Annotated in this window: 12 protein-coding genes; 10 read left to right on the top strand and 2 right to left on the bottom strand. The window is 70.0% G+C overall.

Annotation, left to right across the window (positions count from 1 at the left end; translation table 11 throughout):
• On the bottom strand, positions 1–3,226 hold a 3,226-nt coding region (locus tag GPA04_RS19935), incomplete at its 3' end, for an SdrD B-like domain-containing protein (protein ID WP_277754331.1).
• Positions 3,227–3,474: 248 nt separating this feature from the next.
• Between GPA04_RS19935 and GPA04_RS19930 the strand changes: the two genes are divergently transcribed.
• The 10 genes from GPA04_RS19930 (at position 3,475) to GPA04_RS19885 (ending at position 12,933) form a co-directional block, all read left to right on the top strand.
• Positions 3,475–4,815: a right-handed parallel beta-helix repeat-containing protein gene (locus GPA04_RS19930; RefSeq protein ID WP_156225960.1), complete on the top strand. Its 1,341-nt coding sequence runs from the start codon at positions 3,475–3,477 to the stop codon at positions 4,813–4,815.
• A complete protein-coding gene (locus tag GPA04_RS19925; RefSeq protein ID WP_156225959.1) occupies positions 4,812–5,606 on the top strand; it encodes a hypothetical protein in 795 nt (264 codons plus the stop codon). Before GPA04_RS19930 ends, GPA04_RS19925 begins: the two co-directional genes overlap by 4 nt.
• Positions 5,603–6,811, top strand: a complete 1,209-nt coding sequence (locus GPA04_RS19920; protein WP_156225958.1) for a Dyp-type peroxidase — start codon at positions 5,603–5,605, stop codon at positions 6,809–6,811. The genes GPA04_RS19925 and GPA04_RS19920 overlap by 4 nt, the downstream gene beginning before the upstream one ends.
• A 151-nt stretch (positions 6,812–6,962) precedes the next feature.
• Positions 6,963–7,982: an AAA family ATPase gene (locus GPA04_RS19915; RefSeq protein WP_206674296.1), complete on the top strand. Its 1,020-nt coding sequence runs from the start codon at positions 6,963–6,965 to the stop codon at positions 7,980–7,982.
• Between the two features lie 44 nt (positions 7,983–8,026).
• Complete coding sequence (locus tag GPA04_RS19910) at positions 8,027–8,923, top strand: DUF58 domain-containing protein (RefSeq protein ID WP_156225956.1); 897 nt, start codon at positions 8,027–8,029, stop codon at positions 8,921–8,923.
• Positions 8,910–9,407 carry a DUF4381 family protein gene (locus GPA04_RS19905; RefSeq protein WP_156225955.1) on the top strand — a complete coding sequence of 166 codons (498 nt, stop codon included), beginning with the start codon at positions 8,910–8,912 and terminating at the stop codon, positions 9,405–9,407. Before GPA04_RS19910 ends, GPA04_RS19905 begins: the two co-directional genes overlap by 14 nt.
• Complete coding sequence (locus tag GPA04_RS19900) at positions 9,401–10,438, top strand: vWA domain-containing protein (RefSeq protein ID WP_156225954.1); 1,038 nt, start codon at positions 9,401–9,403, stop codon at positions 10,436–10,438. Before GPA04_RS19905 ends, GPA04_RS19900 begins: the two co-directional genes overlap by 7 nt.
• 61 nt (positions 10,439–10,499) lie before the next feature.
• A complete protein-coding gene (locus GPA04_RS19895; protein WP_156225953.1) occupies positions 10,500–11,564 on the top strand; it encodes a vWA domain-containing protein in 1,065 nt (354 codons plus the stop codon).
• Positions 11,565–11,566: 2 nt separating this feature from the next.
• Positions 11,567–12,478, top strand: coding sequence for a hypothetical protein (locus tag GPA04_RS19890; protein ID WP_156225952.1), 912 nt, complete (start codon positions 11,567–11,569; stop codon positions 12,476–12,478).
• A gap of 140 nt (positions 12,479–12,618) precedes the next feature.
• Positions 12,619–12,933: a hypothetical protein gene (locus GPA04_RS19885; RefSeq protein ID WP_156225951.1), complete on the top strand. Its 315-nt coding sequence runs from the start codon at positions 12,619–12,621 to the stop codon at positions 12,931–12,933.
• A 389-nt stretch (positions 12,934–13,322) separates the two neighbouring features.
• Here GPA04_RS19885 and GPA04_RS19880 read toward each other — a convergent pair whose 3' ends face one another.
• Positions 13,323–14,723 carry a dihydrolipoamide acetyltransferase family protein gene (locus tag GPA04_RS19880; RefSeq protein WP_156225950.1) on the bottom strand — a complete coding sequence of 467 codons (1,401 nt, stop codon included), beginning with the start codon at positions 14,721–14,723 and terminating at the stop codon, positions 13,323–13,325.
• Between the last annotated feature and the right edge of the window lie 7 nt (positions 14,724–14,730).

Raw genomic sequence — 14,730 nt, 5'->3', positions numbered from 1 at the left:
CCGCCTCCGGCAGCTCCACGGTGTAACGCAGTGTGACCGTGTAGGTGTCGACCTGGCCGCCCGCGATCGGGACGTCGGTCACGATCGAGCTGTCGGTCGTGCCGTCGTAGGCCGCGTTGGTCTCGACACCGCCCGGGGTGACGTTGGTCGCCACGACCGAACCCTCGACGATCGTGATGCCCTCGCCGAACCGCAGCCGGTCCTCGAGGTCGTAGTCGGTCGCCGTCGTGCTCTCGTTGGTGACCGCGAGCCCGTAGGTGATCTCGTACTCGCCCGGGTTGGTGACCGGGTCCACCACGTGGGGCTCGACCGTGACGGTCTTGTCCAGGGTCACCAGCGGCAGGTCACCGCACTCGGTGTCCACGATGTCCTCGTGGTTGCTCGGATCGAGCGTGGCCACGTTGAACAGCCCCGTGGTCACATCACCAGGAGCCTGATCCGGGGTGCACTCCAGCTGCTCCGGCTCCACGAGCGCCTCACCAGTCGCAGGGTCGGTCGTCAACGCGACCGTCACCCGGATCAGGTACACGTGCTCAGAACCGTTCTCGATCGTGGACTGCGCATCGATCGGCTGCTCGGCAGTGATGACCCGCAGGTCCTCCACACCATCCCAGTCCGGGTTCAGCGCAGCACCCTCAGGCCCGGAGACCACCTCGGTGTCGACCACCTCGATGCCCTCCCCATAACCAGTCAGGTCATCGGTGAGCCCATAAGCACCATCGATCATGCCGGTGTTCTCAGCCACCAGCTCGTACTCCAGCACCCACGTGCCGTCATCATCCGGGCTCTCCGTCGGACCGGAAACCGTCCGCTTGTCGAACTCGTAGTCGATCTGGGCATACCCGAAGTCGATCGTGTGATCGTTCTCCCCCGGACCACCGGTCGTGATCGCGGCATACGGGAACGAACCCGCCTCGGACTCCTCCACCAGACCATCGGAGTCATTCCGGTCAGCATCAACCGAAGCCGCATCACCGGTGTCCGGAACCGTCGGATACCAGTCCTCCAGCGGCCCGCCGGCTGCGTAGTCGGCCGGGTTGTCGACACCCACCACATAGTCGGTGTTGGTCCGCAGCGCGTACCCGTTCTCATTCAGAGCCGGGTTCGAGGAGAAGTAGTACTCACCCAACGCACTCGTGGTCGTCGAGCTGACCAGCGTCCGGTTCCCCTCACCATCCACCTCATAGAGGTTGACCGTCGCACCCTCAACAGGGGCCTCATCCGGATCCTGCACACCGTCGTAATCGACGTCGTACCAGACATAGTTACCGATCTCGATCGGCGCAGCCGAGGCCAGCGCGGTCAGCTCACCCAGACCGTTGCCCTTGGTCGTCGCACCCAGGACGTTGGTACCCGTGATGACGGCTGCCCCGCGCGGCTCGACGACCGCACCGGTGTCCTGGTAGAAGCGCCGAGTACCGACCTGGAAGGAGCCTTCGGCGACGTGGATGCCGGTCTCCATGATGCCGTCCTCGCGGCTCGGCACGACCAGGGTCGCGCCGAGGTGCTCTGCACCGTTCACCCAGGTGTCGTCGAAGAACTTGTCGTCACCGAAGGGCCCGTTGAGCATCGAACCAGTACCGGCCCCCGCGCCGGGGACGCCGTTGACGAGGCCGTCTTGCTCGATCGTCCACGTGCCGTCGCCGTCAGGACCAGCCATGAGCAGCTCGCCTCCGATGGCCCGTCCGATGACGAGCTTGTCGTCGTCCGGCGTCCTGTTGGTGTAGGACCCGAACAGGTCCCCACCGAGGTCGCGGATGCCGATCACCAGGTCACCGTGAAGGAAGCGGGCGTCCGCCACGATCGGGACCGACGTCGTCATGATGTCGGTCGTGGCGTTGTACGCGAGGCTGAACTGCATCCAGTCCGCGGTGTCGGTGCTCCACGGCTGGTAGTCGGCGTTGTGGGCGCCCCCACCGAAGAACCCGCGGGTGTAGTCGAGGGGGAACTCGAGGACCTCGCGCAGATCTGTCGGGTCGGCCGGGTCGAACGCGTACACGTACGCGTGCAGATCGGCGCGATCACCGGTCGACTCAGCGGTGTTGGTGACGGTGAGGTACATCTCGTTCGTCAGGGGGTTCGCGGAGACGCCGTGAGGGCGGAGGTCCGAGCCGTCCGGGAAGTAGGCGTCGAGCTCGTGCTCGACGACGTCCAGGACGGTCGTGCCGTCACGACTGATCTCGATCTCGATCAGTGACCGGTTGTAGAGGTTGACCGCGAACAGCGACTGCTGGTCGTTGGAGATCTCCATGGCGCCGAGCCCGGTGCGTCCGACGGTGTCCCAGGCCTGCGCGTCCCGGATCCAGTCGTAGCTCGGGTTCTCGGCGGTGGTTGCGGGGCGCAGCCCGTTGGGGTCGCCCGGCAGCGCGCCGGGGTCGGAGTCGCTGCCCAGGTCGATGCCCCAGTCGGTCAGATCCACCAACAGGTCGGCGCTGGCCGTCGGCGACGTGAGCTGACCGGAGTCGGGAACCACGCGGTAGATGGCACCGATGCCGTCCGGGCCGAGACCGGAGTGCCGTCGGACGTAGGCCGACGCAAACACCGTGCCGACCCCGCCCGGTTCCTCCGCCTGCTGCCAGGCCGTGCCGTATGTCGCTCCAACCTGGGCGAACGGGACCTGCATGGTCGTCGGCACCGTGGAGTTGGTGTCCGGGCTGACGGCCTCGTACAGGTGTGCCACTCCGGCGAACAGCCCGCCCTGGTCGCCGTCGCTCGCTCCGTAGCGGTACGCCGGCAGGTAGACGTTGGGGTTGTTCTCCACGAAGGTGCTCGGGACCTGGAAGGAGAAGTCCACCCCGGTCGCGCCCGCGCCGTCGACCACGTCGACGAACTGCACCGTGGTGCCGTTGGAGGGATCACCCGCGCGGCCCACGACGGAGTCGCGCCACTCCTCCCACTGCGCGGTGTCGGGGACGTTCGCCTCCACGCGCCAGCGAGCGGCGTCGCTCGTCACGGCGAGCACGTAGCTGCCGTCAGCGCCGGTGAGCGCAGGGCCGGCGACGTTCCCGTCGGAGTCGTAGGCGTACACCTCGATGCCGGCCAGGCCGGCTTCGTAGCTGTCGAAGCTGCCGTTGGCGTCGTTGTCCTGCCAGATCGATCCCGTGATCTGGTCGCCCTCGGCGGCCACCGCTGGAGCGGCACCGGCGACGACGGCGGCCGTGCCGACCAGACTCAGCACTCCCGCCGCGGCTGCCGCCCGTGACAGCGCCCGGATCCGGCGCCTCATAGCATCGCTTCGCTTCGCCACGCTGTTGTTCCTCTTCCCGTTCCCCGACCACGCGCAGACACGGCGCATGCGGTGCACACAGCACCGCCGCTCAGCATCCGGGACAGCGATATCCACGGGCTAATCGCCGGAGGGTGATCCGAGAATGAAATCAGGGTGATCGGGGAACCAAATATGGCCCGGCGATCGGTGTTTTTCCGCCGTCTGGGCGGACGGGACCGTGAGAGGAGACTTCGTACACTTCGCTCATGCCACAGAGACGCGCGCGACGAGCGGCCGGGACGATCGCCGTCCTGGCCGGGGCGCTCGTCGTCGCCGCGTGCGGCGCCGGAACCGATCCCGCGCCGGGTGGGGGCGATACCGGCGCGAGCGACGTCATCCGCGTCCCGGACGATGCGGCCACGATCGGCGAGGCGATCGACCTCGCCGACCCCGGTGACATGGTGCTGATCGCCGCCGGCACCTACCCGGAAGAGGTGACGGTCGACGTACCGGACCTCACGCTGCGGGGCGAGGACCGCAACGGCGTGATCATCGACGGCGGCGGGGTCCGCACCTTCGGCGTGTTCGCCTCCGCCGACGGGGTACGGATCGAGAACCTCACCGTGACCTCGACGCTGTTCTACGGGGTCCTCGTCACCGGCATGCACGACGAGAACGGCCCCATCGCCCACGGCGGTCCCGGCTACACGACCCTGGACCCGGAGGCGTTCCCCCCGGTGCAGCGGTTCTCGATCGATCACGTGACCGCGGCCAACAACGGCCTCTACGGCATCTATGCGTTCAACGCCCAGCACGGCGTCATCGCCGACTCCTACGCCTCCGGGTCCGCCGACTCGGGCTTCTACGTCGGGCAGTGCGAGCAGTGCGACATCCTGGTCACCGGCAACGTCGCCGAGCGGAACGCGATCGGCTTCGAGAACGCCAACGCCTCCGACTCGGTGGTAATCGCGGGCAACCGCTTCTCCCACAACCGCATCGGGATGACCCTCATCTCGAACTACCAGGAGGCGTTCACGCCGCAGCGCGGCAACCTCGTGATGGGCAACCTGATCTCCGACAACACCAGCGCGGACTCTCCCGCGCACGCGTTGGGCGGCTTCGGCGTCGGCCTCTCGCTGGTCGGCGGCCAGGACAACACCGTGGTCGCCAACCGGATCGAGGGAAACCCGCTCACGGGCATCCAGCTCGGCAACACCGAGGACATCGCCGCCTCCGGCAACACGTTCACCGGCAATGTTCTCGGTGACAACGGCCTCGACCTCGGGGACGCGTCGGCGGACCGGACACCCTCTGCCGAGAACTGCTTCGAACCCGCGCCGGCCACGGTCTCACCCAGCTCCCTGGCTGAGGCGGTCTGCCCCAGCGGCAACGAGGGCGGCGGCGTCGACACCACTGACTGGCCCACTCCCGAGGTGCCGCCCGGCATCAGCTTCCTCGACGTCCCGATGCCGCCCTCGCAGCCCGAGATGCCCGACCCCGAGACCTCTCCGTCAGGGCCACTGCCCGAGACCGTGACGATGCCGGAGGCCGCTGGAGCGGTCGTGCCCGACGCCGAGCTTCTCGCCGACCGCTCGGGGGCCTCATGACACGCAGTGCCGTCGCCGCACTGCTCGCCCTCCTCACCTTCGTGGCGCTGGCGGCGTGCACGAGCGAACCCGACAACGAGCCCGAGCCGGCGCGGCCGCTCACGAGCGAGGAGGCGCAGCACCTCGCCCTGGTGCGCTTCCGGAACTTCGACGCCGGGACCCGACCGGTCTCGTTCGAGGTCACCGACAGCGGCCTCACGTATGTGGTCGAGGCGAGCGTCGACTTCGCCGCCGGGCTCGGTTACGGGCTGGTGAGCGACCCCGCGGGCAGCGAGACCCTGCTGCTGGGCTGGAGCTCCACGACGGTGAGCACCACCCCCTGGGCGGGCGGCGAGCCCGCCCCGCTGCCCGCGCCGCCGGTCGACGAGTCCTGGACCACCTCCGCGCTCTCCGTGGAGCAGTCCCGGCTCCACGCCACACTGGCGATCCTGCTGGAGCTCGGCGCCGACCGGCCCGACAACGCGCTGCTGCTGCAGCAGACCGACGCCCGCTGGCTCCGCGACGACGAGGTGACCATCGACTCCGACTCCGACTCCGACTCCGATTCCGTGGCCGTGAGCGTGATCGCCGGACCGACGGCCGACGTCGTCTACGACCCCGAGTCCGGCCTGCCCGACGACGGCAGTGCGGCCACCCTCCGGTACTGGGTCGACGACACCGGCGTGGCCCACCGCGTAGAATTGCGGCTCGGGGCGGGTGGGGACTGGACCGTCGTCGACCTGGGAACGGGAACGGGGAGCGGCATGGCCGATCAGCTCGGCGAGCTCGCCGACGTGCTGGCTGCGTCATGACCGGCAAGAAGAAGCCCGCAGCCGCACGGAGCGCACTGCCGCGCCGTGCCGTGCTCGGCGGCGCCGGGTCAGGTCTTGCAGGGCTGGCGCTGGGCTTCGCGGCCGGCGGCGGCGGGCGAGAGGAACCCGCGAGGGCCGACGGCGGCACGGACGCCCCGGTCGCCGTCCCCGTTTTCGGCGCGCACCAGGCCGGCATCGCGCGCCCGGCCACGCCACAGACCTTCTGTGCGCTCGCCGTCCTCGAGCACACGAGCCCCGGCGCGTCGTCGATCGGTGAGATCGGCGCGGCCGCCGGCCGCGCCGTGCGCACGGCGACCTCGCCCGAGACCTGCGCTGAGGCGGGCCTGCTCGACGGGCCGGGTGACCTCACGGTCACGATCGCCGTCGGACCCAGGCTCGTGGCTGCTCTCGACGACACGCTCCCGGGGGCGACCGCGCTCCCCCTCTTCCAGGGCGACGAGGCCATCCCGGCCGAGCGGCGTGACGGCGACGTCCTCGTCATCGCCTGCAGCAGCGACGCCAACGACGCGGCCACCGCGCTCCAGCACGTCACCGGGGCGCTGCCCTCGACACGGCTGCGCTGGACACAGCGAGGGTTCCGCGCGCGCGGCCAGGGCACGATCACGCGCAACCCGCTGGGGTTCCACGACGGTGTCATCGTGCCGCGCAGACCCGAGGAACTGGACGAGAACGTCTGGATCCCGAGCGGGCCAGCAGCGAACGGAACCAACCTCGTGGTGCGGCGGCTGCGGCTCGACACCAGCGCCTTCCACACCCTCCCGCACGAAGGGCAGGAGCGCGTGATCGGCCGGCGGCGCACCGACGGCGCCCCGCTGTCCGGCGGCGGACCGACCGACGAGGTGAACCTGCTGGCCAAGACACCCGAGGGCGAGCTCCTCGTGCCCGCACATTCGCACGCGCGCGCCGCGCACCCCAGCTTCACCGGCAGCCACCTGATGCTCCGGAGGGGTTACGCCTTCGACGACGGCCGTCGCGTGGACGAGAGCGGGCTCGAGGTCCACGACGCCGGCCTGCTGTTCCTCTGCTACCAGCGCGAGCAGTCCACCTATGTCCGCACCCAGCACCGCCTGGACGAGGTGGACGACCTGATGGACTACGTCACCCCGACCGCGAGCGGCAGCTTCCTGGTGCTGCCCGGGTTCGACGACGATCGCCCCATGGGCTCGACGCTCGCGGGCGCCTGAGGGAAGTTCTGCCCCGAGCCCTCTCAGGGAGCGCCAAGGCTGGTGGGGCATAATCGCCGGGTCCCGCGAACTCGAGACTGGCCGGATGTCGGCGCTCCGTCGGCCGCCAGAGGAAACGCCCGCACACCACCGCGACCATCAGTCGGAGACCATGTCCACCACCTCATCGAGCCTGGCACCGCAGACCTCGCCGATCTCCTACGACGACTCCCGGCGCGCCACCGAGTTGCTCGCGCAGATCGCGCGGGTCTTCGACCAGCGGATCGTCGGCCAGCAGGGCCTGCGCACCGCGCTCGTCAGCTCCCTGCTCGCGGGCGGTCACGTGCTGCTGGAGTCGGTGCCCGGGTTGGCCAAGACCACGGCGGCGCAGACTCTCGCTTCCTCGGTGGGTGGCTCGTTCCACCGCATCCAGTGCACGCCGGACCTCATGCCCAACGACATCGTGGGCACGCAGATCTACAACCAGGCCACCGGGGAGTTCTCGACCCAGCTCGGCCCGGTGCACGCCAACCTCGTGCTCCTGGACGAGATCAACCGCTCGAGCGCGAAGACGCAGTCGGCGATGCTCGAGGCGATGCAGGAGAAGCAGACCTCCATCGGCGGCGAGATGTTCCCGCTGCCCAAGCCGTTCATGGTGCTCGCCACCCAGAACCCCATCGAGGAGGAGGGCACCTACGTGCTGCCCGAGGCCCAGATGGACCGGTTCCTCATGAAGGAGGTGCTCACCTACCCCGCCCCGGACGAGGAGGTGGACATCCTCGAGCGCATCAACAACGGCTCGATGACCGCGCCGCTCACGGTCCAGCCGATCTCGCTCGTCGACGTGGAGTTCCTGCAGCAGCTCGTGCAGAAGGTCTACGTGGACACCTCGATCAAGCAGTACATCGTCGCGATCATCAACACCTCCCGCGGCGGCGGGCCGCGGCCGCTGCCGAACCTGTCCCAGCACGTCCGGGTCGGTGCGTCACCGCGTGGTGGCATCGCGCTGATGCGGATCGCCCAGGCCCTCGCCGTGCAGGCGGGCCGCTCGTACGTGGTGCCCGACGACGTCAAGGCGCTGCGCCACTCGGTGCTGCGTCACCGCATCGTGCGTACCTACGACGCGCTCGCCAACAACGTCGCACCGGAAGCGCTCGTCGACGCCGTGTTCGCGGCCGTGCCGAGCCCCTGAGCGGTACCCCGCCGGCCGCCGGACACGAGAGGACGAGAGCAACCATGGGTCCTGCGTCGTCGACCTCACGACTGGCCAAGGTCCGGGCACGCCTGGACCTGCCGACGGTGCGCCGTGCCTCCGGGCTGCTCGAGGGCCGGCACCGCTCGATCTACTCCGGCCACGGCCAGGACTTCGACGAGATGGCGCTCTACCAGTTCGGCGACGACGTCTCCGACATCGACTGGAAGGCCACCGCCTCGACCGGGCAGCCGGTGATCCGGCGGTTCGTGCGCGACTCCAACCTCGCGATGGTGCTGGCGATCGACACCGGCCGCAACATGGCCGCCACGGCACCGGACGGCAGCAGGAAGGCCGACCTCGCGGTGTTCGCCGCGGAGGTCATCTGCTACCTCGCCCGCAACCGGGGTGACACCGTGGCCCTGGTCGCCGGTGACGACGAGCGCACCGTCCAGATCCCTGCCCGCGGCGGCGGCTCCCACATGGAGATGCTGCTGCGCCGGATCGACGCGATGTTCGACCTCGAGAGCCCGCCGAGCAACCTCAACCGCGTGCTCGACCGGGTGCTCACGTGGTTCACGCGCAAGTCACTGGTGGTCATCATCACCGACGAGGCGCGCCCCGAGCCCGAGCACGAGCTGGCGCTCAAGCGGCTGCGCACCCGCCACGAGGTGATGGTGGTCCAGATCGCCGACCGGCTGCCCACCGACGACCCGAACGAGGTGATCGACGACGTCGACACCCCGCTGGACATCCCGGAGTTCCTCCGTTCGCGCAAGGACCTGGTCAGCGAGGCCGAGGAGTACGCCACGCGCCGCCGTCTGGACGCTGCGGCGCTGCTGCGCCGTCGAGGGGTGGAGTCCGTCACGGCCACCAGCGAGGACCAGCTGATCGACGCCCTGATCGACATCCTGAGGAGGCAGAAGCGTGTTCGCGGCTGACCTCACCCTCGCACCGGTGTGGGCCGTGGAGGTCCACGACCCGGTCGCGCCCGCCGCGTACTCCACGTGGGTCCCGATCGTCGGCGGCGCGCTGCTCGTGCTGATCGGCGCCTGGCTCTGGTGGGTGCTCTGGTACACGCGGGAGCGCCCCTACGACGCCAAGGGCAGCCGCGGCGACCGGTTCTCCGGGCTCCGCCAGCGCACCCTGGCCGACATCGCCAGGGCCGAGGACCGCTACCGCGAGGGCGAGACCGACCTGCGCACGCTGCACCTCGACCTCAACCACATCATGCGCGAGTTCGCCAACGGCCGGCTCCGGATGGACACCAGCTCGCTCACCGTCGCCGAGATCGCCACGATCGCGGGCACCGACCGGCTGACGGCGCTGCTCACCGAGTACGAGGAGCCTGCCTTCGCGATCGACTCCGACGCCGAGGCGCTCGCCGCGACCTCCGACGCGCGGGCGGTGGTCGAGCAGTGGTGAACCACTACATGCACGGCTGGGCGCTGTGGGTCGTCATCGGCGTCGTCGTCGCGATGGGCATCCTCGGCTGGTTCGCGCGCAAGCCCAAGAGCGAGCGCCGCAACGTCACCTGGGTGGCGAACGCGGGCTACCTGCCGACGCTGCCCTCGTTCCGGAGCCGGCTGTCGCGCTACAAGCTGCTGCTGAGCGTCGTGGCGGTGGTGCTGCTCGGCACTACGGTCGCCGCCGGGTTCCTCGTCTCCCGGCCGGTCGACCGGCAGGTCCGCTCCGAGGAGCTCGCCACCCGCGACATCGTGCTGTGCCTCGACGTCTCCGGGTCGATGCTCGAGTTCGACACCGAGGTCGTGGAGCGGTTCCTGGAGCTGCTGCCCTCCTTCCAGGGCGAGCGGATCGCGCTGTCGATCTGGAACTCGACCTCGCGCACCGTGTTCCCGCTGACCGACGACTACCAGCTCGTCGAGGAGGAGCTCCGCTACGCCGCCGAGGTGCTCGACTTCGACGTCGACTCCCTCAGCGACTGGTCGTTCGACCCCGGTCACTACGACCGCCTGATCGACTACCTCACCGGCACCACCGGCATGGGTGACAACGAGTCCTCGCTCGTGGGCGACGGGCTCGCCACCTGCGGTCTGATGTTCGACGAGCAGGAGACCGAGCGCTCGCGCTCGATCATCCTCGCGACCGACAACCAGCTGCTCGGCAACCCCGTGTACACGCTGGCCGAGGCAGGCGATCTCATCGCCGAGCGTCAGATCTCCCTGTTCGGTATCTACGCGGGCGAGTCGACGGCGTCGTCCGCCGCCGAGGAGAAGGAGTACCGCGACGTCGTCCAGGCCCATGACGGGCTGTTCTTCGAGGCCTCCGACCCGAACCTCGTCTCCCAGGTCGTCGACCAGATCGCGGCCCAGCAGGCGGTCGACCTCGACGCCGACTCCGACGTGGTGATCACCGACAGACCCGAGCGCTACTTCGCCTGGTTGGTGGTGGCGCTGGCTGTGTACGTGCTGGCGGTCTGGAGGCTCAGGACATGAGCACCCCTCAGACTGCTCCTCCCCGGCTCCGCTCCTCCGGACGCGTCTGCGGGGAGCTCGCATGACGCTCCGGATGCTCTGGCCCCTGTGGGCGATGATCGCGGTGTTCGTGCCGATGCTCGCGCTGTGCGTGTGGCGGCTGCGGGTCTCGACCGGGCACCGCCGGCTGGACTGGGTGCGCAGGACCGCGATGGTCGCGTGCGTCGCCGTCATCGGGTTGTGCCCGGCGATCCCGAGCACGGAGAACGACGGGCTGGTCTCCAACGCCGAGCTGTACTTCGTCGTCGACCGGACCGGTTCGATGGCCGCCGAGGACTACGACGGCGACCAGCCGCGGCTGGCGGGCGTCACCCAGGACATGGTCGCGCTCACGCAGGCGTTGCCTGGCTCGCGGTACGCGATCATCGCGTTCGACTCCCAGTCCACCCGGCAGCTGCCGCTGACGACCGACTCGCGCGCGGTCCGCTCCTGGGCCGAGACCGTGCGCCAGGAGATCACCGCGTACTCGGCCGGTTCCTCGATCGACCGCCCGCTGGAGCAGCTGCGGACCACGTTGGAGGCTGCCGAGGAGCGCAACCCCTCCAACGTGCGGCTCGTGTTCTTCCTGTCCGACGGCGAGAACACGAACGGGTCGAGCTCCGACGCCGGTGACGGGTTCGCCTCGTACGCCGACCTCGCCCCGTTGGTCGACGGCGGCGCGGTGCTGGGGTACGGCACCGCCGAGGGCGCCCGGATGCGCAGCTACGACGGCACGTCCAGCACCGGCTACGGCACCGACGCCCCCTACATCACCGACGACAGCGGGGCGGACGCGATCTCCCGCATCGACGAGACCGCGCTGCGCACGCTGGCCGACCAGCTCGGTGTGCAGTACTCGCACCGGATCACCCCGGACGACATCACCCCGTTGGTCTCCGACATCAACCTCGAGGCGATCGCCGACGACGGTCGGCGGGACCTGACGACATTTACCGATGTGTACTGGCCCGCAGCCGTGCTGCTCGGGTTGCTGCTCGCGTGGGAGGCCTGGGACCTCTCGCGCGAGGTGCCCAAGCGCAAGCGCGAGGGCGAGCCGCAGCGCCGTGACCGGCAACGTGCCATGGCCATGAGCGGAAAGGGAACGTAGGTATGTCTCTCGACGTCCTGCCACCTCCAGGCGAGTTCAGAACCACCGAAGAGATCCGCGACGCCAGGTACGCGGAAGAGCTGCGGACCAAGCGCAGGCGACTGCTGCTGTGGTCGCTGCCGCTGATGCTGATCGCGTTCATCGCGGCGGTCAAGCTGCTCTCTGCCGTCGCTCTGAACATGGCCGGCAGCTCGGCCTACGAGAACGCGAACCACAACACGGCCGCCGACCGCTTCGCGTCGTTGGAGTTCTTCAACGTCATCGAGCCGTGGAAGGCGCACTTCAACCAGGGCACGGCGATCTACGCGAGCGGCCAGTTCTTCCGGGCGACGCAGCAGCTGGACGTCGCGCTCGACCTGGTGCCGAAGGCTCCGCAGGGCGAGCCGCCGGGCGAGGACGAGTGCTCGGTGCGGACCAACTACTCGCTCGCGCTCGAAGGGCTGGGCGACGAGGCGATGGCCGAGGGCGATCCCGCCATGGGTGCCGCGCGCTATGCCGAGGCCCAGGAGATGCTGGCCAGCTGCGGTGAGAGCGGCGGCAACGGCGGCGAGGAGGCCCAGGAGGCCGAAGAGCGCCAGCAGGAGAGCCAGGAGCAGGCCGAGGAGCAGCAGGAGCAGCAGGAGCAGGAGGGCGAGGGCGAGGACCCGACCGACGGCCCCACCGACGGCGAGTCCGAGACACCCACCGACGGCGAGAGCTCCGGTGGTGAGACCCCGACCGACGGCGAGAGCTCCGGTGGCGAGACCCCCACGGATGGGGAGTCCTCGGGCGAGGGCGGCGAGAGCGAGACCCCGACCGAGTCGACCGACCCGCAGCAGGAGGAGCTCGAGTCCCGCAACGAGGAGGCCCAGCAGTCCGCCGACGCCGAGGAGCAAGCCTCCGGCGGCGGCGACGGCTCCGGCCAGAACTGGTAGCAGCGCACCCGGCGTCCCGAGGATCCTCATGACCATGCGGTCGCAGCGGCGGACGGGCGTTCAGCGCGCCCTCCTCGTGCTCGCGGTGCCGCTGGGGGGTACTGGCGCTCGTCGCTGCCCCGGCAGCTGTCGCGGGTGTCGTGCTCGGCACCGGGATCGTGCAGGGCGTGGTCGACGAGGGCGCCGTCCCCGCCGCCTCGTCGCTGCCCGACGTACCCGCGGGCGCGGAGGTGATCAGCCAGGAGAAGCGGTGCGGCTCGGGTGACTGCTGGTGGGAGCTGCGGCTCCACACGGTCGACGGGCAGTCGCCCGCAGAGCTGGCTGCGGCGATGGGCCTCGACGAGGCGCAACGGCTACCGGGCACCTGGCTCGACCCCCGCGTCGCGCACCTCTCCTCGAACGTGCGCGAGGACGAGCTGCACGTCTACCTCGGCTACGCGGACCCGTTCCCCTGACCCTGCCGGGGTGCGGCGCCGGGGTGGGCAGAAGTCGACGCTGATCGCAGGGAGAGCGCCGAGACAACCGGTTGCCACCCTGATCAGCGACGAGTTCTGCCCGCACCGCGGCGTGCCGTACGCAGAGGTGGGAGGCGAGGTGGAGGCGTCGGCCCCAGGTCGGGCTGCGGGTGCGGGGCGGGTGCGGGTGTGGGTGCGCCCGACGCTGCTGGGATGCGGCCCACGGGTGGGCAGAAGTCGACGCTGATCGCACGGAAAGCACCGAGACAACCGATTGCCACCCGGATCAGCGACGAGTTCTGCCCACCGGGTGCGCCCGGCCGAGCAGCGTGCCGCGCCGCAGGTCGGCGAAGTTCCCCGCCAGGCCGGCCGGGACGATGATGCAGGTGTCAGCCCCAGACCAGGCCGCGGGCAGGATCGTTCATGGTCGCGGCGACGTCCTGGAGCACGCGGGAGCCGAGCTCGCCGTCGACCAGCCGGTGGTCGAAGCTCAGCGCGAGCCGCGTCACCCAGCGGGGCTTGACCTTGCCCTTGTGCACCCAGGGCCGCTTGGTGATCGCCCCGACGGCGAGGATCGCCGACTCCCCCGGGTTGAGGATCGGGGTACCGGTGTCGATCCCGAAGGTGCCGATGTTGGTGATCGTCACGGTGCCGCCGGTCATCGCGGCCGGCGTGGTCTTGCCCGCCCGCGCTGCCGTGGTCAGCTCGCTCAGCGCTAGCGCGAGGTCGTGCAGGCCGAGCCGGTGCGCGTCCTTGATGTTCGGCACCACCAGACCCCGCGGCGTCGCGGCGGCGATCCCGAGGTTGATGTAGTGCTTGTAGACGATCTCCTGCGTCTCGTCGTCCCACGAGGCACTGATCTCAGGATGACGGCGGATCGCCAGGATCAGCGCCTTCGCCGCGATCAGCGTGGGCGTGACCTTGACGTCGGCGAAGTCCCGCTCCTCGCGCAACGTCTTGACGAGCTTCATCGTCTTGGTGACGTCGGTCGCGGTGATGACCGTGACGTGCGGGGCGCTGAAGGCGCTCGCGACCATCGCCTCGGCGGTGCGGCGGCGCACGCTGCGCACCGGCACCCGGGTGGTGCGGCCATCGGCGGCGACCGTGCCGCCGTCGAGCCACGGGCGTTCGTCACCGGGGTAGACGGCCAGCCGCTGGGGCTGCTCGTTCTCCACCGCGGCGTTGACGTCCTCGCGCGTGACGATCCCGCCGGGACCTGTGCCCTTCAACCGCGACAGGTCGACACCGAGGTCCTTCGCCAGCTTGCGGACCGGGGGCTTGGCGAGCACCGCGGTCGACGGCGCTGCTGGCCTCGCCGGTTCTGGTTCCGCTCGTGGCGGGGCCAGCTCGGGAGCGGGCTGTGTCGCCACGGGCTCCGGCGCGGGTCGCGTCGCAGGCTCGGTGGCCTGCGGCGCCGCCGCTGAGGGCGCGTGTCGCCGTGCCCGGCGAGTCTGGCTGGCGGCCTTGGTGCCGTAGCCGACGAGCACGTCACCGCTGGTCTCGGCATCGTCGCCGGGCGCTGCCGGCTCGGCCGGCTGACCGGTGGGGTCGGTGTCGATCACGATGATCGGGCTGCCGACGTCCACGGTGGCGCCCGACTCCACCAGCAGCTCGTGCACCACCCCTCCGTAGGGGCTCGGCAGCTCGACCAGCGACTTCGCGGTCTCGATCTCGACGATCGTCTGGTTGACGGTCACCGTGTCACCGGCCGCCACCTTCCACTCGACGATGTCGGCCTCGGTCAAACCCTCCCCCACGTCGGGGAGGTTGAAGGACTGATAGGCAGGCATGGGTCTC

It is taken from the genome of Pseudactinotalea suaedae (assembly GCF_009733815.1).
In the GTDB taxonomy this organism is placed as follows: Bacteria; Actinomycetota; Actinomycetes; order Actinomycetales; family Beutenbergiaceae; genus Pseudactinotalea; species Pseudactinotalea suaedae.
Note: the sequence above shows the minus strand (reverse complement) of the source record. Positions and strands in the feature narration are given on the sequence as shown.